This is a genomic window from Leucobacter sp. NPDC058333 (assembly GCF_042726155.1).
Lineage (GTDB): Bacteria > Actinomycetota > Actinomycetes > Actinomycetales > Microbacteriaceae > Leucobacter.
Genome location: NZ_JBHXHV010000003.1, coordinates 465,291 through 484,136 on the forward strand (window position 1 = coordinate 465,291; position 18,846 = coordinate 484,136).

18 protein-coding genes are annotated in these 18,846 nt (G+C 64.8%); 3 read left to right on the forward strand and 15 right to left on the reverse strand.

The window, feature by feature from the left end; translation table 11 throughout:
- Positions 1–37: 37 nt before the first annotated feature.
- From era to ACFWHR_RS12685, 7 genes are all read right to left on the reverse strand, one after another.
- Positions 38–1,033 carry a GTPase Era gene (gene era, locus ACFWHR_RS12655; protein ID WP_382448652.1) on the reverse strand — a complete coding sequence of 332 codons (996 nt, stop codon included), beginning with the start codon at positions 1,031–1,033 and terminating at the stop codon, positions 38–40.
- On the reverse strand, positions 1,030–2,319 hold the full coding sequence (locus tag ACFWHR_RS12660) for a hemolysin family protein (protein WP_382448653.1): 1,290 nt from the start codon (positions 2,317–2,319) through the stop codon (positions 1,030–1,032). Before ACFWHR_RS12660 ends, era begins: the two co-directional genes overlap by 4 nt.
- Positions 2,316–2,777 carry an rRNA maturation RNase YbeY gene (ybeY, locus tag ACFWHR_RS12665; protein WP_382448654.1) on the reverse strand — a complete coding sequence of 154 codons (462 nt, stop codon included), beginning with the start codon at positions 2,775–2,777 and terminating at the stop codon, positions 2,316–2,318. The genes ACFWHR_RS12660 and ybeY overlap by 4 nt, the downstream gene beginning before the upstream one ends.
- Positions 2,774–3,745, reverse strand: a complete 972-nt coding sequence (locus ACFWHR_RS12670) for a PhoH family protein (RefSeq protein ID WP_382448720.1) — start codon at positions 3,743–3,745, stop codon at positions 2,774–2,776. Before ACFWHR_RS12670 ends, ybeY begins: the two co-directional genes overlap by 4 nt.
- A gap of 70 nt (positions 3,746–3,815) precedes the next feature.
- The gene (locus tag ACFWHR_RS12675; RefSeq protein WP_382448655.1) at positions 3,816–4,166 is read right to left on the reverse strand and encodes an HIT domain-containing protein; all 351 of its coding nucleotides are present in this window, start codon (positions 4,164–4,166) and stop codon (positions 3,816–3,818) included.
- A 74-nt stretch (positions 4,167–4,240) separates the two neighbouring features.
- Positions 4,241–4,984 carry a response regulator gene (locus ACFWHR_RS12680; RefSeq protein WP_382448656.1) on the reverse strand — a complete coding sequence of 248 codons (744 nt, stop codon included), beginning with the start codon at positions 4,982–4,984 and terminating at the stop codon, positions 4,241–4,243.
- On the reverse strand, positions 4,981–6,324 hold the full coding sequence (locus ACFWHR_RS12685) for an ATP-binding protein (RefSeq protein ID WP_382448657.1): 1,344 nt from the start codon (positions 6,322–6,324) through the stop codon (positions 4,981–4,983). The genes ACFWHR_RS12680 and ACFWHR_RS12685 overlap by 4 nt, the downstream gene beginning before the upstream one ends.
- Positions 6,325–6,556: 232 nt before the next feature.
- Here ACFWHR_RS12685 and ACFWHR_RS12690 point away from each other — a divergent pair, with 232 nt between their 5' ends.
- Complete coding sequence (locus ACFWHR_RS12690) at positions 6,557–7,978, forward strand: cation:dicarboxylate symporter family transporter (RefSeq protein ID WP_382448658.1); 1,422 nt, start codon at positions 6,557–6,559, stop codon at positions 7,976–7,978.
- Positions 7,979–8,021: 43 nt separating this feature from the next.
- Here ACFWHR_RS12690 and ACFWHR_RS12695 read toward each other — a convergent pair whose 3' ends face one another.
- The 6 genes from ACFWHR_RS12695 to lepA are packed head-to-tail and all read right to left on the reverse strand — an operon-like array spanning position 8,022 to position 15,198.
- Positions 8,022–8,843: a 16S rRNA (uracil(1498)-N(3))-methyltransferase gene (locus tag ACFWHR_RS12695; RefSeq protein WP_382448659.1), complete on the reverse strand. Its 822-nt coding sequence runs from the start codon at positions 8,841–8,843 to the stop codon at positions 8,022–8,024.
- Between the two features lie 2 nt (positions 8,844–8,845).
- Positions 8,846–9,952, reverse strand: a complete 1,107-nt coding sequence (dnaJ, locus tag ACFWHR_RS12700) for a molecular chaperone DnaJ (protein WP_382448660.1) — start codon at positions 9,950–9,952, stop codon at positions 8,846–8,848.
- A gap of 60 nt (positions 9,953–10,012) precedes the next feature.
- Positions 10,013–11,050 carry a heat-inducible transcriptional repressor HrcA gene (gene hrcA, locus ACFWHR_RS12705; RefSeq protein WP_382448661.1) on the reverse strand — a complete coding sequence of 346 codons (1,038 nt, stop codon included), beginning with the start codon at positions 11,048–11,050 and terminating at the stop codon, positions 10,013–10,015.
- Positions 11,051–11,110: 60 nt separating this feature from the next.
- Positions 11,111–12,337, reverse strand: coding sequence for a radical SAM family heme chaperone HemW (gene hemW / locus ACFWHR_RS12710; RefSeq protein ID WP_382448662.1), 1,227 nt, complete (start codon positions 12,335–12,337; stop codon positions 11,111–11,113).
- 39 nt (positions 12,338–12,376) lie between these two features.
- Positions 12,377–13,348, reverse strand: a complete 972-nt coding sequence (locus tag ACFWHR_RS12715; RefSeq protein ID WP_382448663.1) for a DUF1990 family protein — start codon at positions 13,346–13,348, stop codon at positions 12,377–12,379.
- The gene (lepA, locus tag ACFWHR_RS12720) at positions 13,345–15,198 is read right to left on the reverse strand and encodes a translation elongation factor 4 (RefSeq protein WP_382448664.1); all 1,854 of its coding nucleotides are present in this window, start codon (positions 15,196–15,198) and stop codon (positions 13,345–13,347) included. The genes ACFWHR_RS12715 and lepA overlap by 4 nt, the downstream gene beginning before the upstream one ends.
- A 98-nt stretch (positions 15,199–15,296) precedes the next feature.
- On the opposite strand from lepA, the gene ACFWHR_RS12725 reads away from it, so the two are divergent.
- A complete protein-coding gene (locus ACFWHR_RS12725; protein ID WP_382448665.1) occupies positions 15,297–16,157 on the forward strand; it encodes an MOSC domain-containing protein in 861 nt (286 codons plus the stop codon).
- Between the two features lie 161 nt (positions 16,158–16,318).
- The gene (rpsT, locus tag ACFWHR_RS12730) at positions 16,319–16,579 is read left to right on the forward strand and encodes a 30S ribosomal protein S20 (RefSeq protein WP_382448666.1); all 261 of its coding nucleotides are present in this window, start codon (positions 16,319–16,321) and stop codon (positions 16,577–16,579) included.
- Positions 16,580–16,630: 51 nt separating this feature from the next.
- Here the strand turns inward: rpsT and holA are convergent, their stop codons facing one another.
- Both holA and ACFWHR_RS12740 read right to left on the reverse strand, forming a co-directional pair.
- Positions 16,631–17,668: a DNA polymerase III subunit delta gene (gene holA, locus ACFWHR_RS12735; RefSeq protein WP_382448667.1), complete on the reverse strand. Its 1,038-nt coding sequence runs from the start codon at positions 17,666–17,668 to the stop codon at positions 16,631–16,633.
- Positions 17,669–17,721: 53 nt separating this feature from the next.
- On the reverse strand, positions 17,722–18,663 hold the full coding sequence (locus tag ACFWHR_RS12740) for a zinc-binding dehydrogenase (protein WP_382448668.1): 942 nt from the start codon (positions 18,661–18,663) through the stop codon (positions 17,722–17,724).
- Positions 18,664–18,846: the final 183 nt, after the last annotated feature.

Consider the following 18,846-nt stretch of genomic DNA (forward strand, 5'->3'; position numbering starts at 1 on the left):
CCCGAGAATCCATCGTCTGGCCGGCTGACGCGGCCTCCTAGTTGAAGCCGAGCTTGCCGAGCGCCTTCGGGTCGCGCTGCCACTCCTTCAGCACCTTCACGCGCAGCGAAAGATATATGCGGCGGCCAAGCAGGGCCTCGATCTCGTGTCGTGCACGCTCCCCCACATCGCGCAGTCGCGATCCGCGATGCCCGATGATGATGCCCTTCTGACTGTCGCGTTCGACGTAGAGGTTCGCGTAGATCTCGAGCAAACCATCTTCGCGCTCTTCGCGATCCTCGACGGTTGCAGCAAGCGAGTGCGGCAGTTCGTCGCGAACCCCCTCGAGCGCAGCCTCGCGAATCAGCTCGGCGATACGATCGTCTTCGCCCTCGTCGGTCGTCTGCTCTGCCTCGTAGAGGGGCGGAGATTGCGGCATGAGGTCGAGCAGTACCTCGGTCAGCACGTCGAGCTGTTCGCGGGTGACCGACGAGATCGGCACGACGGCGTCCCACTCCCGCAGCTCTCCAAGTCGAGTCAGCTGATCGATGATCTCGCTGTTCGAGGCCTCATCGACCTTCGTGAGCACAGCGACCTTCTTTGCGCGCGGAAAATCGCTGAGACGGTCATTGATGAACCGGTCTCCCGGGCCGAGCTTCTCGTTTGCCGGGACGCAGAATCCGATGACGTCGACATCGCCGAGCGTCGCCTCAACGAGCGCATTCAGACGCTCACCGAGCAGCGTGCGTGGGCGGTGCAGACCCGGGGTATCCACGATGATCAGCTGGCCATTCGGGCGGTGCGCAATACCGCGAATGGCGCGCCGTGTCGTCTGCGGTTTCGGGCTCGTGATCGCGATCTTCTCCCCAACAAGCGCGTTGGTCAGCGTCGACTTACCGACGTTGGGACGACCAACAAACGAGACGAACCCCGCTCGAAACTCACCGTCTGCGGCGGCCTCGTCAGTGTGCTGATCGGTGCTCCCGGCGGCAGTTGCCTCCGCGTGCTCCGCGAGTTCCGCGGCGGGTTCCTCGGTGTGCTCATTCTGGCTCATGGGCCGTCCTCTCCTTCAGGTTCCCCGATCCAACGCGCCTCGACGGTCAGCAATCGCTGACGCCGCCGTTCCGTGTCGATCGCGGTAAGTTCAATGCCGGCGACAACGACGGTGTCGCCGGGTTCTGGAAGTCGGCCCAGAGTTTTGGCGAACAATCCGCCCACGGTTTCGACCTCGTCATCTTCGAGTTCGAGGCCGAACAGCTCACCGAGCTCGTCGACGGGTAGGCGTGCGCCGATCACAAACGATCCGTCGGCGCGGGCCGTCAGCTCCGGCACGTCGCGGTCGTGCTCATCGGAGATTTCGCCGAGCAACTCCTCGATGAGATCCTCAAGCGTTACCAGCCCAGAGATACCGCCGTACTCGTCGACCGCGAGCGCCAGGTGGTTCGATTCTCGCTGCATTTGACGCAGCAGCTCATCAGCTCGCTGCACCTCTGGCACGAAAATCGCGGGCTTTGCGATGCGGGTGATGGGCGCCTGCTCCGATTCCTCGGGTCGCCTGAGCACAAAGCCGCTCGCGTCGCGCAGGTACGCTATGCCGACGACATCATCGACATCGTCGTCGATCACGGGCACGCGAGAGTGGCGCGACGCGAGCATCTGCTCGAGAGCCTCGCGCACACTGCCGTCTGCGTCCACCGTAACCATGTCGATGCGCGGCACCATGACCTCGCGCACCAGGGTGTCACCGAATTCGACGAGCGAGTGAATGTAGTCGCGGTCATCGCTCTCGAGCACTGCCTGTTCGGCCGCCTGATCGACCATTGACAGCAGCTGCTGTTCGTCGCGAATACGGCGGTTCGCTCCCCGACCGGGAGTGACCCGATCACCGAACCGCATCAGGCCGGAGGCGAGCGGTCCCAAGATTAAGCGCAGCCCGCGCAACAGCGGCGCCGCGAACCGAATCACCGCGTCGGCGTGATGCATGCCAACGGTTCGGGGGCTCGATCCGACGAGCACAAACGTCACCGCGGTCATCACGAGCGTCGCGATAATTAGTTCAAGCCAGAGCGCCTGCAGGGAGTAGGCAAGCACCAGCGTAATGAGCACGGCCGAGAGCGTTTCCGCGAACACACGCGTGAAACCGAGCGCATTTGCGTGACGCCCCTCATCTTCAGCAATCGCGCGGATCGCGGCTCCGGTGCGTGGCGACTCCTCGGCGAGCGCGAGCAGTTCGGCGCGTGAACGCACGCCCAGCGCCGCGTCGGTCGCGGCGAGCAGCCCGCCGATAGCGAGCAGCACCACAGCAGCCGCGAGAAACAGCAGCGCGAGGGGCAGACTCATCGAGACCGCTCACGCATGGCGAACGAGAGCAGCAGGTCGCGCTGCAGGCCGAACATTTCGGCTTCCTCCTCGGGCGTCGCGTGGTCAAATCCGAGCACGTGCAGCATGCCGTGGGTCAGCAGTACGGAGATCTCCTGCTGCAAATCGTGCCCAGCCGCTTCGGCCTGCACCTCAGCAACCTGCGGGCAAATCACGATGTCGCCCAGCAACCCAGCCGGGGTCTGCGCGTCTACGCGACCCGGGCGCAGCTCGTCCATCGGAAAGCTGAGCACATCGGTCGGGCCGGGTTCGTCCATCCACTGCACGTGCAGCCGTTCGATCGAGGCTTCGTCAACGAGCATCACACCGACTTCGGTGTCGGGGTGCACAAAGAGGGACTCCAACACGAACGCCGCGAGCCGCTGCATACGGCCGACCTCGACCTCGATGCCAGACTCGTTGTTGATTTCGACGCTCACGAAGCGTCTCCCTTCTGCCGCAGCGCGGCCTGATCGTGCGCACCGTAGGCTTCGACGATGCGGCTGACGAGATTGTGCCGCACGATGTCGTCGGTACCGAGTTCAGCAAAGTGAATGTCTTCAACCCCGCGCAAAATCCGGTTCACCGAGCGCAGGCCGCTCGCCGCGATGGGCAGGTCAACCTGGGTGATGTCGCCGGTAACCACCATCTTTGACCCGTAGCCAAGTCGCGTCAGGAACATCTTCATTTGCTCGGGTGTCGTATTTTGCGCCTCGTCGAGCACCACGAATGATTCGTTCAGCGTGCGCCCCCGCATATAGGCGAGCGGCGCGACCTCGATCGTGCCACTCGCGAGCAGCTTTGGTACGACATCCGCGTCCATCATCGAACCGATGGCGTCAAACAGCGGGCGCAGATACGGATCAATCTTGTCTTCGAGCGTGCCAGGTAGATATCCGAGACGCTCGCCAGCCTCCACCGCGGGGCGGGTCAAAATGATCTTGGCCACCTCGCGCCGCTGTAGGGCCTGCACGGCTTTCGCCATGGCGAGATAGGTCTTGCCGGTACCCGCCGGCCCGATCCCGAACACAATCGTGTTGTTGTCGATCGCGTCGACGTAGGCGCGTTGCCCGCGGGTCTGCGCGCGAATGCTGTGGCCGCGCACGGTCAGAATCGGTTCGCTCAAGAGCTGCGCCGCGGTCGGGCCCTGGCCGTCGTGCACCATGCGTGTGACCTCTTGTACGTCACGTCGCGACACCGCGCCGCTGCGCCTCGCGAGCTCAACAATTTCGGTGACTACTTCTTCTGCCGCACGCACGCGTTCCGCCGGCCCGCGGAGCGTCAGCACCTGATCGCGCGAGTGAAACGTGACCTCGGGATGCTGGGCCTCAAGATCAGAAATGAGCTGATCACGGTGCCCGAGGAACGAGGCGAGGTCGACGCCCGCGAGCAGGATCGTGCGTTGCAATTCAGGATCGCCAGAGCGTGTGCGTGCTGCGGCTTCGGCGGCGGAAGTCGCGTCGTCGCCCGCGGCGTGTTCAGGAAGCACCGAGCGACCGCTCCTCGAGGTTGCCTGCGAGCACGTGCGCGTGCACGTGGAAGACCGTTTGACCCGCCGTCGCACCGCTGTTGAACACGAGGCGATAGTCGCCATTCGCGTGCTCCTTGGCGAGGTCGTTCGCAACCGAAATCATTTCTGCAAGCGTTTCAGGCTCTGCCGCAGCGAGCTCGGCGACGTTCTCATACGCCGTGCTCTTCGGGATCACAAGGATGTGCACGGGCGCCTGCGGGCTCATGTCAGGGAACGCGAGTACGCGGTCGGTCTCCGCGAGCACCTCGACAGGGATTTCTCCCGACACGATCTTTCCGAACACGGTCTCTGCTGCCATGGTTCCAGTGTAGACGCTGCCACCCTCGTCGATCCCGCCTCGCAGCTCACCACGGCCTCACTGCTCGCGCCGACCTACGGCTCCTGCGGCTCACCGGGAGGAGACTCGACGTCGCGCAGCCACACGTACTCGGTCTGCGGCCGCCCGCGCGACCCGTAACGCAGGTTCCGTTCGACGCTGCCAACATCGGCCAAATACTCGACGTAACGTCGCATCACCTCACGGGACAGTCCGAGCTCTTCGGCGAGTTCACTTGCGGTGCACGCGCCGCGCTCCCGCAATACCGCCGACACGTCGTTCAGCGTTCCGGCGGCAAGACCCTTCGGTAGTGTCGAGATCGGAGCCGTTCTGAGTGAAGCGAACATCTCATCGACCTCGTGCTGCGTGGCAGAACCACCGGTTTCAAGCGAGCGCCGGTGGTACTCCTGAAAGGCCTCAATCCGTTCGCGAAACATCGCGTACGTGTAAGGCTTGATGAGGTACTGCACGGCACCGAGCGCCACCATTTCACGCACCACAGCGACGTCCCTGACACCACTCACGGCAATGACGTCGGTGCGCACGCCGCGGGCGCGTGCGTGACGCAGAACCTCGAGTCCTGTGCCGTCCGGCATGGTGACGTCGAGTAGCACGAGGTCTGCCCGCAGGCGTGCACTCGTGATCGCCCGCGACGCAGCACGGGCGCCTTCGCACGCGGCGACCACGGTGAAACCGCCCACCCGCGCGAGATGCTCGCGATGCAATTCGAGCGTCAGTGGGTCGTCGTCGACGATGATGACCCGAATCGGGCGTTCCTCGGTGATGCGCTCCCCGGTCATGAGTCAAGTCCGCTCGATCGTTGCGCACCGGACGCCTGCGCTGCACGCTTCGACCGTGCAGACCGCGTTCCCGGGAGCACCACGGTGAAAGTCGTCGGGTCTTCTTCGACGGTCAGCACGCCGGCACGCTCGTGCACGATGCGCACAACGAGGGCGAGCCCCACGCCTCGACCGGCGAACGCGTCGCCGAGCGCAGCTGGTTTCGTGGACACTCCTCGGGTGAACATCGCGTCTCGCACTTCGTCGGCGATGCCGTCGCCCGAATCGGAGACGCTGATGCCGAGCGCATCATCGAGCTCGCCATACACTCGCAATTTCACGCAGCGTGGGCGTCCGCGGCCGATAGCCGCAGCGTCGATCGCGTTGTCGAGTAAGTTCCCCACGACCGAAACGAGTTCCATCGAGTCAATGGGACTGACGGGCAGCTCAGGATCAATCTGAACGTCGAGCGCGACTCCGCGCTCACCCGCCTGCGCGGACTTACCCACGATGAGCGCGCTCACAGCAGGGTCGAAGGAATCTGGCGCGACGACCAGATCGATCATCGCTTGGCTTCGCCGCGACGTTTCCGTGAACATGTCGATCGCCGCTTCAGTGCGCCCGAGTTCAAGCAGGGCGATCGCGGTATGGAGTCGGTTGCTGTGCTCATGGGTCTGTGCGCGCAACGATTCGCTCAGCGTGCGCAGTGAATCGTGCGACACGAGGGCGTCGCGCACGGCACTGGCCGACAGGTCCCCCGTGATTCGCCGAGTAACCCGTCGCCCGAGCAGCGCAGCAACCAGCCCAGCAGCGACAAACACTCCGCTCACCGTGAACACGAGCGGAAGGTCGCGGGCGACTTCGCTGCCGATGGATTCCACGGTGATGCCCACGGATACCCAACCGATCGTCGTACCCGATGCGTCGCTGACGGGCGCGATCGTGCGCACCGAGGGGCCAAGGGTTCCGGTCCAGCGCTCCGTAAACGGGTGGGGCGACCTCGGTATCGTGCCGCGGTAGGTGCCACCGATCTCGGTCGGATCCGGGTGCGTGTAACGTGTGCCGTCAACGGTCATGACCGTGATGTAGCTCACCCCCGCGCTTTTACCCAAGCGCGACATCTCACGCTGCAGCTCAACAACGGGGGCGGCATCGAGCGGCTGTCCGAGCGCAGCCACAACCGTGGGCATCGCGGCGAGCGTCACCGCAACGGCGTGCGTTGCACGCTCGGTCTCGCGGTACTCTGCTCGTCGGCTGTCCCAGACCAGCACGGCAGTAACAGCGATGCTCACGATGAGCACGCCCACGGTCAGAATGAGAAATACGCTCGAGGTCGCGCTTGGCGTACTTCTTCGACCCATGCCATGTATTCTCACACGGCCTGCCGCGACCTTCCTCTCCCACGGATGTGATTCACGACCGCGGGTCGCGTCTCAGGGAGCCGTGGGCTGGCGGAATCCGCGCTACGTCCAATAAGCCCGAAATGCAAATTTTGCGCGCACCCGCCCTAATTTGAACTTCGCACAGTGATTCTGTTTCAGATTCGCTTCCAGTGTGTTTCGCATGGACAACGGCGTTCTCAGGAGGACCTTTATGGCCGCATCAGCACCACTTCGACCCGCTTCAGAGGCGGGCCCCCGACGCCGAAAGTCGTGGGACAAGCACACGTGGCTCTACGTTTCAGTGATCGCTGCCGTCGTCCTCGGCGCAGTGCTCGGGCTCGTGGTCCCCGAGTTCGCCACCACGCTTGAACCACTGGGCAAGGCCTTCGTCGGGCTCATCAAGATGATGATCGCCCCGATTATCTTTTGCACCATCGTGATCGGCGTTGGGTCGATCGCGAAGGCCGCAACCGTTGGCAAGATCGGCGGCCTTGCACTGATCTACTTCATGGCGATGTCGACCTTCGCCCTGGCTATTGGTCTCGTCGTCGGCAACCTGATCCACCCGGGCGAGGGCCTCGACATGCACGGTGCCCAGTACGCCGCTGAGGGTGAGGCGAAGACAACTCAGGAGTTCCTGCTCGGGATCATCCCAATGACGTTCTTCTCCGCGTTTACCGGCGAAAGCGTACTGCAGGTGCTGTTTATCGCGCTGCTCACCGGCTTCGCGCTGCAGGGACTCGGAGAGCGCGGCGCGCCCATCATGGCCGGGATCAAACACCTCCAGGTGCTCGTCTTCCGCATTCTGAGCATGATCCTCTGGATCGCCCCGATCGGTGCGTTCGGTGCGATCGCGGCCGTGGTCGGCAAGACCGGCGTCGCGGCAATTTGGAGCCTTGGCGTGCTGATGGTCGCCTTCTACATCACCTGCATCCTCTTCATCGTCGGCGTGCTCGGCACGCTGCTCTACGCTGTCACGCGCGTCAACATCATTAGCCTCATGAAGTACCTGGGTCGCGAGTACCTACTGATCGTCGGCACCTCGTCGTCTGAGTCTGCACTGCCCCGGCTCATCGCGAAGATGGAGCACGTCGGAGTCTCGAAGCCGGTCGTTGGCATCACAGTGCCCACGGGCTACTCGTTTAACCTCGACGGCACGGCCATCTATCTCACCATGGCATCGCTGTTCATCGCGACGGGGATGGGTAACCCGATGAGCATCAGTGAGCAAATCGGACTACTGGTGTTCATGATCATCGCGTCGAAGGGTGCCGCCGGTGTCACCGGCGCCGGTCTCGCGACCCTGGCGGGCGGCCTGCAGACCTACCGGCCCGAACTCGTCGACGGCGTCGGCGTCATCGTCGGCATCGACCGGTTCATGTCTGAGGGCCGCGCCCTCACAAACTTCACCGGGAACGCCGTCGCCACCCTACTCATCGGATCGTGGACGAAGCAGGTCGACATGATGCGCGTGCGTCGCGTGCTCAGCGGCGAGGTGCCCTTTAACGAGGCGTCACTCAGTGGCGACGGTCACGGGTCTGCACCTAAGGAGCCCGTCGTCGCGACGAGCGGCGCACACGGCTCCGGATCGGGCTCAGGAGGACTCGGCTCCGCTGGCGCGGCAGCCCACTAACGGATCGCGCTGGTAAGGCGGGGGCTTCGGTGAAGCCCCCGCCTTACCAGCGTCCGAACGCTACATTCAGCACAGCGAGGGCTGCGGGACCCGCGGACGATGTGCGCAGCACGGTCGAACCGAGCACGAGCACTGCGGCGCCTGCCGACTCAAGAGTGGCGAGCTCTTCGTCAGCAAAGCCGCCCTCGGGCCCGACGACGAGGTACACGTCGGTCGGGCGGTGCGGTGAACTCGCCCCCTCCGCTGCCTCCGCTGCCGCCGCTGCCTCTGCCGCCCAGGAGGCGAGGGTCTGCGTGCCGCGCGGGTGCAACAGAATCACCGCGTGATCGTCGTTCGCGGCGAGTTCGCGCAGCGCACCCAGCGTGAGCGGTTCCCGCACCTCGGGAATGCTGGCTCGCATCGACTGCTTCGCCGCTTCTCGAGCGATGCGTCGCCACTTCGCGAGGCCCTTTGCCGTCTTCTCGCCACCGCCAGCGCCATCCCAGCGCGACACCGAACGAGTTGCCTGCCAGGGCGCGATGGCGTCGACCCCGAATTCGGTGGCCTGTTCGACGGCTCGTTCATCGCGGTCGCCCTTGGCGAGGGCCTGCACCAGCGTCAACCGCGGGAGGGTCTCTCGCCCGCCGCGCTCAGCCTGCGCACCGTGAAGAAGTCGCTCGACGCGCACACTGAAGCGATCTTTTGCAACGTCTTCGACCGTGCCCTCACCGAGCACCCCAGCGCCATTGCCGACCTTCGTGCGCTCCCCCACTCGCAACCGGCTCACGCGCACCGCGTGCCGCGCTTCGTCACCGATGATTTCAACGAGTGACCCGGGCTCGAAGCTCGAGCCCGCAAGGTCCTCGCGGTAGTAGAGGTGCGCCAAGGTTAGCCCTGACGGAAGAAGCGGTCGCGAATCTTGCCGAAGAATCCCTGATGGAATTCGCCAAGGTGCGGCGCCTCGTCCTTGCGCAACGAGGCGAGCTGGCGCACCAGATCTTTCTCGCGGTTCGAGAGCTTCGTCGGCGTCGCGACCTGCACTGCGATCTTCAGGTCGCCGCGCGTGGTGCTGCGGAGGCCCTGAATACCGCGGCCTCGCACCGTGAGCATGTCGCCCGACTGCACGCCGGGCTCGACCTCAACCTCAACCTCGCCGTCGAGACCCGTGAGTTTCGCGTCAGCTCCGAGAATCGCGTCGGTCATCGACAGCTGCATCGTGCAGAGCAGGTCATTGCCGTCGCGGCTGAAGATGTCGTGGTGCATCACGCGGAATTCGATGAACAGGTCACCGTTCGGCCCGCCACCTGGGCCGACCTCGCCGCCGCCGCGCATCTGCAGACGCGTGCCGGTATCGATGCCGGAGGGAACGTCGATCGGGAACGTGCGCCGCTCGCGAACGCGACCCTTGCCCGCACACTCGACGCATGGGTTTTCGATGATCGTGCCATACCCCTGGCAGCTGCCGCACGGGTGCATCGTGACGACGTTACCGAACAGCGAACGCACCTGACGCTGCACCTGCCCCTGGCCTCCGCACACATCGCAGGTTACGGGATGCGTGCCGGGCTGGCAGCAGCTGCCCTGGCAGACCTCACAGAGCACCGCAGTATTGACCGTGATCTCGCGCTGGGTACCGAAGATGACGTCTTCGAGGGACACGTCGACGCGAATCATCGCGTCATCGCCGCGCTCGGAGCGCGATCGAGGGCCGCGCTGGCCGCCACCGAAGCCGCCGCCTCCCCCGAAGAACGTTTCGAAGATGTCGCCGAAGCCCGCGGCACCGCCCGCCTGCGATCCGCCCATGTCGTAACGCTGGCGCTGCTCGGGATCACTCAGCACGTCGTACGCGTGGGTCACGCCCTTGAACTGCTCTGACGCCTCCTCGCTCGGATTCACGTCAGGGTGCAACTGACGCGCGAGGCGCCGGTAGGCCTTTTTGATCTCTTCGGGGGTCGCCTCGCGGGTCACACCGAGCGTCTCGTAATGATCGGCCACGCTGTTTTGCTCCTCAGGTTCAGTAGATTGAGTCGTTGAAAAGGGTGGGAAGAGCGGCGGCTACCGCTCCTCCCCCAGGAATCTGTTGAGGTACCGCGCCACAGCACGCACGGTTGCGATGTTGCCCGCGTAATCCATGCGCAGCGGCCCGAGCACCCCAAGCTTCGAAACGGCGATGCCGTCTTCGTAGTTTGAGGCGATGATCGACGTCTCAGAGAGGCCATAGGCCTCGTTCTCGCGTCCGATCGACGCGGACACATCGCGACCGTCGTGCACCAGTTCGCCGAACAGCCGCAGGAGTGTGACCTGCTCTTCGATCGCATCAAGCACGACGGGCAGTGAGCCCGCGAACTCGCCATCGGTACGCGAGAGGTTCGCAGCACCGGCGACCGCGATGCGATCGGTGCGGTTCGCCTGCAACTGACCCAGCACGACCGCGAGCACGCGGCGCATCAGATCAATCTCGTCGGGCTCCGACCACTCCGCGAGGTCGGCCTCCAGCGTCGCGAGCGCCGCCGTAGCCGTTTCCAGATCATTGCCGATCGCGACATCGGCGATGCGCTGGCGCAGCCCGCGCACCCAGGCCTCGGTGACGCGAGATGCAGGCAGCCAGGCCACCTGCTGCTCGACGACGCCGCTACCCAAAATGAGCACGCTGAGCACTCGGTCTTCTCCGATGGCAACGAGGTCGATGTGTCGCACCACCGTGCGCCGCAGCGACGGATACTGCGCCACCGCAACCTGATTCGTGAGCTGGGACAGCATGCGCACGGTGCGTGCCATGACGTCGTCGAGATCGGACGATTCACCGAGGAAGCGCTCGATTGCAGCGCGCTGCGCCGCGGTCAACGGACGAATACGCGCGAGCGTATCGACGTACAGGCGGTACCCCTTGTCAGTGGGCACACGACCCGACGAGGTGTGGGGCTGCGCGATCAGCTCGTCTTCTTCAAGCAGGGCCATATCGTTGCGGATCGTCGCAGCTGACACGCCGAAGCTGTGCCGATCTACGATCGCCTTCGAGCCGACGGGTTCGTTCGACGACACATAGTCGCTCACGATCGCGTGCAGCACCGCGAGGCTGCGCTCCGAAACCATCGCCCCTCCTGACCCTGGCACTCACTTGTTCCGAGTGCTAAGTCTAGCGCAGCCGAAACGTCACGATCCGAGTAAGCGATGCACAACGGTGTCCGCAAGGAGTCTGCCTCGCAGGGTCGGGATCACGCGCCCGCGAATCGCGGCGCGTCCGTCAAGCAACCCGTCTGCGATGAGTTGCGGGATGGCTCGGCGCTCCTCCCCCGTCAACACGTCAGATGGGAGACCCTCGGCGATCCTCGTCTCGAGCAGGATGCGCTCTTCTCGACGCGATTCAGCAGCCAGTGTTTCGCGGGAGTGAGACGGTGATACGCCCTGAGCGATACGCTGCGCGTAGGCGCCCGGATGCTTCACATTCCACCACCGCACACCGCCAACGTGGCTGTGCGCGCCGGGGCCTGCCGCCCACCAGTCCTCGCCCGTCCAGTACGACAGGTTATGGCGAGACCGCGTCTCGGGAGTGCGCGACCAGTTGCTGATCTCGTACCAGGAGAAGCCAGCCGCGGCGAAGCGCGCATCAGCGAGCTCGTACATCTCAGCGTGCAGATCTTCATCGGGTTCTGGCACCTCTCCCCGACGAATCTGAGCCGCAAGCTTCGTGCCACGCTCGACGATCAGCGCGTACGCCGAGATGTGGTCTGGCGCGCAGGCGAGCGCCGCGTCGATCGAGCGTTCCCAGTCGGCGAGGCTCTCTCCTGGCGTGCCATAGATGAGATCAACGCTCACCTGTAGCCCGGCGTCGCGCGCCCACTGCGTGACGAGCGGCACCCGCTCGGGTGTGTGGGTACGGTCAAGCGTCGCGAGCACGTGCGGCACCGCCGATTGCATGCCGAAGCTCACGCGAGTGAAGCCCGCTGCCGCAAGCGTCTGCAGGTACTCGGCATCGACCGAATCGGGGTTCGCCTCGGTCGTCACCTCGGCCCCAGGTTCCAAGCCCCACTCCGCGCGAATGCGACCCAGCATGCCTGCCAGGTCTGACGCTGGCAACAGCGTGGGGGTGCCACCGCCGAAGAACACCGTCGAGACCTGTCGTTTGGGAAGCCCAGCTCGCCGCAGCACGCCGGCGCCCAGCGCAAGCTCAACGCCCACCTGGGCAGCGTAGTCGCCGCGGGTCGTGCCGCCGAGTTCGCTCGCGGTGTACGTGTTGAAGTCGCAGTACCCGCAGCGCACCCGGCAGTAGGGCACGTGCACGTAGACCCCGAAGTTGCGGGACTCGGCTCCCTCCGCCACCTCGGGAGGCAGCGAGCCGTCTTCGGGAGCCGGATCACCCTCAGGCAGCGCGCTTGGCACCGAGAGTCCTCTCGCGGTCACGCGCCGCGGACGACACGCTCACTGGCGTTTGCTCGGCCGACGCTTGTGAGTGGACACTGCCGGTTCGGGCTCTGGTTCGGCTTCTGGCGCGGGCGCAAGTTCTGGCTCGGGCGCAGGCTCAGGCTCAGGCGCAAGTTCTGGCTCAGGCGCAGGCGCAGGCGCAGGCGCAGGCGCGGGCGCGTTCTCGGATTCCGTACTGAGCGGGGATTCAGGCGGAGTCTCTGGCTCCGTCTCCTGAGCCACTGCGGCCTCCGACTCCTCGGCCACTGCTGGCTCCGATTCGGGCGTCGCAACCGTCGAGATGTCCGCTTCCGGTTCGGCATCCGATCCCAGTCCCTGGACCGGCTGCGCACCCGGTGCGAGCGCAGCCAGGTGGAGTTTCACTGCGTCGAGAGCGGTACGCACGTCGGCGCGTCCGCGGAGACCGAGCAGGCCGTTCTTCGGTGCTGCGACGAATCCGCGCGCCACCGCCCACACCGTGTCGTCCGCGCGAAACTCGATGACGAAGCGCTGCTCGCCAACGGCGCCAGCCTCGTCGCACGTACCCCAGGCGAATCCAACGCGGCGTTCCTCGTCAACGGTGTAGATCACCAGAACGCTGCGGGGATCCTGACCTTCGGTGTGCAGCACCGCGGTTGTCCCGGCGACGAGGTAGGGTTCACCGTCTGGGCCGAACTGCTCTTCGATTTCGCTCGCGGCTTCGGGTATGCCGTCGTCCGTGAAGCTCGGACCCACGTATTCCGATCCGGACCCGCGCACAATGTCGGTGACGCGCACTCCGGCGCCGCGCTGGGCGCCCCAGGTCATCAACAGGCTCGACGCGATCAGGAATCGCTCCTGGCCGCTGCCGAGACGCAGTTCCTCTTCGTAGGGCGTCATGCCTTCGGGCGGATAACGCACGATGTCAGGATCTTTCGAGGCACCAACGGCGGCATACGCGACCGGCATCTCAACGTGGCTACTGCGGCGGGGCGGCTGTTCTTTGCTCATCGCTTCGAACCTTCCTTACCCTCCACATCCCCGGAGAGCGCCGCGATGAATGCCTCCTGGGGCACCTCGACGCGTCCCACCATTTTCATGCGCTTCTTGCCCTCTTTCTGCTTTTCAAGCAGCTTCCGCTTACGACTGATATCGCCGCCGTAGCATTTCGCGAGCACGTCCTTGCGGATCGCGCGAATCGTCTCTCGGGCGATCACGCGTGCACCGATGGCGGCCTGAATTGGCACCTCAAACTGCTGACGCGGGATGAGCTTGCGCAGGCGTTCGGCCATCATCGTGCCGTACGAGTAGGCGTTGTCGCGGTGCACGATCGCACTGAACGCGTCGACTGCCTCACCCTGCAGCAGGATGTCGACCTTCACGAGATCCGCCTCTTGATCACCCATTGGCTCGTAGTCGAGGCTCGCGTACCCCTGCGTGCGGCTCTTGAGGTGATCAAAGAAGTCGAACACAATCTCGCCGAGCGGGATGCTGTAGCGCAGTTCCACACGCTCACCGAGGTACTCCATTCCGAGCAGATTTCCGCGGCGGCTCTGGCAGAGTTCCATGATCGCGCCGACATAGTCCTTCGGGGCGAGGATCGCGGTCTTCACCACGGGCTCACGCACGCTGGAAATTTTTCCGTCGGGATACTCTGACGGGTTCGTCACCGTGATCTCGCGGCCGTCGTCGGTCGTGACCTGATAGATCACGCTCGGGGCCGTAGCAATCAGGTCGAGATCGAACTCGCGCCGCAGGCGCTCAGAAATGATCTCGAGGTGCAGGAGCCCAAGGAAGCCGCATCGGAAACCGAATCCGAGCGCCACAGAGGTTTCGGGTTCGTACTGCAGAGCAGCGTCTTCAAGCTTCAGCTTGTCGAGAGCCTCGCGCAGAACCGGGTAATCGCTGCCGTCGAGCGGGTACAGGCCCGAGAAGACCATCGGTTTCGGATCGGTGTACCCGGGCAGTGCGACCGTCGCCGGGTTGCGCTTCGCCGTGACCGTGTCGCCGACCTTCGAAAGTCGAACGTCTTTTACGCCGGTAATCAGGTACCCGACCTCGCCAACGGCGAGACCCTTCGTCGGGGTCGGTTCGGGGGCGGAGACGCCCACCTCGAGCGCTTCGTGCTCGGAACCGGTCGACATCATCTGGACCTTCTCGCGCGGTGACAGCTTGCCGTCGATCATGCGCACGTAGGTCACTACGCCGCGGTAGGCGTCGTAGACGGAGTCGAAGATCATGGCTCGGGGCGGTCCGTCGGCATTGCCGACCGGTGCTGGGATGCGCTGCACGACGAGGTCGAGCAACTCTTCAACGCCGGCGCCCGTCTTGCCGGACACCTTGAGAATGTCGTCGGGATTGCCGCCGATGAGATCGGAAATCTCGCGCGCTACCCGCTCGGGGTCAGCGGCCGGGAGATCAATCTTGTTGAGCACCGGGATGATCTCAAGATCGTTCTCCATGGCGAGGTAGAGGTTCGCAAGTGTCTGTGCCTCTATGCCCTGTGCCGCATCAACGAGCAGGATCGCACCCTCGCACGCGGCGAGTGAGCGGGATACCTCGTAGCTGAAGTCGACGTGCCCTGGGGTGTCAATCATGTTGAGGGCGAAGTCGCCCGCGTCGGTCTGCCAGTGCATGCGCACGGCCTGCGATTTGATGGTGATGCCGCGCTCGCGCTCGATATCCATGCGGTCGAGGTACTGGGCCCGCATCTCGCGGTCGGGAACGGTGCCCGTCACCTGCAACATGCGGTCGGCGAGCGTCGACTTACCGTGGTCGATGTGCGCGATGATGCAGAAGTTGCGAATCATCGCGGGGTCGGTCGACGCCGGAGCTGGGGGGTTCATGCTGCGTGGAGACATTGTTCGCAATTATCGCACGCGCCGGGCGCAAACCACGCGCCGGACACCAAGCGCGTCGAACGCGGCCCTGACAATCCCGGATCTGCGACAATACCCGCATGCCTCGCGTCGCCGCCCTGTACCGCCATCCCGTCAAGGGCTTCACCCCTGAGTTGCGCACGCAGCTGACGATTCAGCGCGACGGTCGGGTGTTGGGCGACCGGGTGCTCGCTTTCCGGTTCGCCGAAGCAGCGAGCCCCGAGAAACGCGACGGCCTTGACTATTGGCCGAAAGCGCGGGGGCTGTCGCTCCAGGATTTTCCGGCACTTGCGGCGCTCCGCCTCAGCTACGACGAGGTCACTCGTCGGCTCGACGTCTCGCACGCGGGATCCCGAATCGTGGAAGCGGGGCTCGATACCGAGGGGCGCCAGCATCTCGTCGACGCCGTGACGGCATTCGTGCTCGACAGTGCTCAGTCGACACGGCTTGGGCGCCCGGGCCGGTTGCCGCTCGTACTCGTTGGCGACGGTGTCCACTCGCGATTTCAGGATCGCGCCCAGGGCTACGTGTCTGTGCATAGTGAAGCGAGCGTGCGCGCGCTCGCGGATGCACTCGCGAGCGATGGCGGTGAGTCGCTCGACATTGATAGTCGTCGCTTCCGGTCGAACATTGTCATCGAAGGTCTCGATGCGTGGGACGAGCTGGCCTGGCAGGGGCGCATTCGCATCGGCACGCTCGAATTTCGCGCCGCCGCCCCGATCGTGCGCTGTCTCGCAACGCACGCCAACCCCGACACAGGCGAGCGCGATGCCCGCGTGTTGACCACCCTCACGAAGCGTTTCGGTCAGCAAGAACCCACACTCGGCAGGCTCCTGTTGCCCGCCGCACTGCACGAGCCGATGCCAGCGGGTACCTCGCTAGGCACGGCGGTGTGGGGCACGGTCAGCGTCGGCGACGAGGTCGAACTCCTTGACGAGTGAGTCGAGCAGCGCCGCACGCAACTGAAACCCCTGTGATCGCCGCCGACTTCTGATAGAGTTGGTTCTTGGCTTGCGTGTGGTCTTCACCACACAACCCGCAAGGTGCCCTCTCTCACCGTGCGGAACATCCCGTCAACCGGATCTAAAGGACACTTTTACACGTGGCAAATATTAAGTCGCAGATCAAGCGCATCAAGACCAACCAAAAGGCGACTGACCGCAACAAGGCGTACAAGAGCGAGCTCCGCACCGTTGTGCGCGCTGCGCGCGAAGCTATCGCCGGTGGCGATAAGGCCGTTGCAGAAGCAAAGCTGAAGACCGCTGGTCGCAAGCTGGACAAGGCAGCCTCGAAGGGTGTCATCCACAAGAACCAGGCAGCGAACCGCAAGTCGAAGCTTGCCGCTCAGGTGGCAGCGCTCTAACTCGCGCTCGCAGTCGATTCAGGCCCCGCTTCTGCGGGGCCTTTTTCGTGTCTAGACGCGGCCGCGCTTCGCAACAAACAGCAGGTATTTTTCGAGCGCGTACTCGGGATCGCGGCTGCCGCCCTTCAGGCGCCACTCCGTCTCCGCTGCCATATCGATCGCGCGTGCGAGGTCTTCTTCGCGCCAGCCGCGCACCTCGCGGAGAGCGCGATCGACCTGCCACGGCGCCATGCCCAGTTCCTTCGCGAGTTGGCCGCCGGATCCCCCAGCGCCGAACACCCGCGCCATCGCCCGCACCTTCATGTTGAGCGCCGCGAGCATCGGAATCGGATCGGTGCCGGTGGAGAACGCCTGGCGCAACAGCACCAGCGCATCCGCGGCGCGCCCTGCGGTTGCAGCGTCGGCAACGCGGAAGGCGTTCGTCTCGACACGACCCTCGGTCGCGCGGGTGACCTGGTCCTCGGTGATCCTCGTGCCGACATCAGAGACGAGCTGCCCGATCGCTCCCGCGAGTTCCCCGATGCCGCCGGAATAGGCGGCTGCGAGGTTGCGGGCGGCTCCGGGAGTCGCCTGGGCACCCAAGCGCCGGAACTCTGCCTGCACGAACGCGAGGCGATCCTGGTCCTTTTTCACCTCAGCGCACACGACCTCGATGCCGCCGCCAGCTCCGCCACGCACGAGGTCGAGCAGGGCCTTGCCGCGTTGACCACCCGAGTGCCTGAGCACGAGCGTTGTGTCATCAGCGGGTTGGGCAACGTATCGCTTCGCGTCCTCAAGGAACGCATCGGAGCACTTCTCGACGCCTTCGACGCGAATGAGCCGCGGCTCCGCAAAGAGCGACGGACTCGCGATCGTGAAGAGCTCGCCCGATGTGTAGGAGGCCGCGTCTACGTCGTGCACTTCAAGGTCTGAGTTGGCTTCGAGGAGCGCCGCTCGAATCGCCTGGCCCGCGCGGTCCGCGAGGAAGGATTCAGGCCCAGAAATCAGAACCACCGGTGCGGGGCGCACCTCGCTCCAGTCGATCTGCGGGATCTTCGCGCTCGCCCGCGAAGTCGTTGCCCGAGGGGCCGGTTTCCGTGCTGCTGCCACCCTTCCAGACTACCGGTCGCGAGGCATGGCGACGCCGCGCTTCGGGCCCCCGCTCACTGCACGTGCGCGCGGAGAGCCGTCGACGACCGCATCACAATCGCAACTTTTCCAGTGGTCCGGCCCGCAAGCAGGTCGCTGATGAGTGAGTCTTGGTCTCCGAGTTGCGTGGTGGCGGTGAGGTCGACCCGCACTGATCCGTCGGCGACGGCGGTGAGCGCCCAGCGCAGCGAATCCGCACCCTGTTCGGGGTGCGTACCAAGCCACGCTCCAACGTTGAAGCCCGCCGTCGTCTTATTCTCGAGCCAGTGAGCCATTGTGCTCACTGAGACATCCGCCGACTGTGAAGCGTTGCCGACGCGAAGCATCCGACCGCCCCCGCGAAGTACGCGGAATGCGTCTCGTGTCGCCTCACCACCGACCGGATCAACCACAATGTCGTACGTGCCCGCGTGGATGGCCGACAGGTCTTTTCGCAGGTAGGCGTTGTCGTAACCGAGTTCGAGCGCCGCCTGTTGTTTGTCGGGAGTGCCCACTACCGCGTCCACACGGGATGCGCCCAGCACGCGCGCAATCTGACCGAACTGAGATCCGAGGCCCCCGATACCGGCGTGCACAAGCACCGTCTCGCCTGCCTCACACCGCGCAACTCTCGTCAGCGCGAGGTGGGCAGTAACGGTGTTGATGGGAACGACGGCGGCCTGTGCGCTGCTCATGCCGCCCGGTATCGGAGCGACGAGGTCCATGCGGGCGCGCACCACTTCGGCAAATCCGCCGGCACCGGGGAGCAACGCGGCGACACGCTGGCCGACGACGAGGGAGATGTCCCCTCCCCCAATTGCGCGCACGGTGCCGGCGACCTCGATGCCCGGAATGAAGCCCTCGTGTTGCGGCATCACACCGGTCGCCCAGAACGCGTCAATGAGGCCAACGCCGGCGGCTTCGACGTCGATGGTAATCTCCCCAGCACCTGGCTCCGGAATTTCGGAATCGGTCACGGCGAGACTCCGGAGGGGCGGATGAGGCGTCTGACCCGGTGCTTGGGACACAGAACTGGTGCTGGGGGTCGTATCGGTAATGGTGAGCGAGCGCATGGCTTCTCCTTGAATTGGGGGGGGGCGAGTGCACCCGTGAGCCTAGAAGTTGGAGCGCACTCCACTGCAAGTCAGTCCACTGCAAGT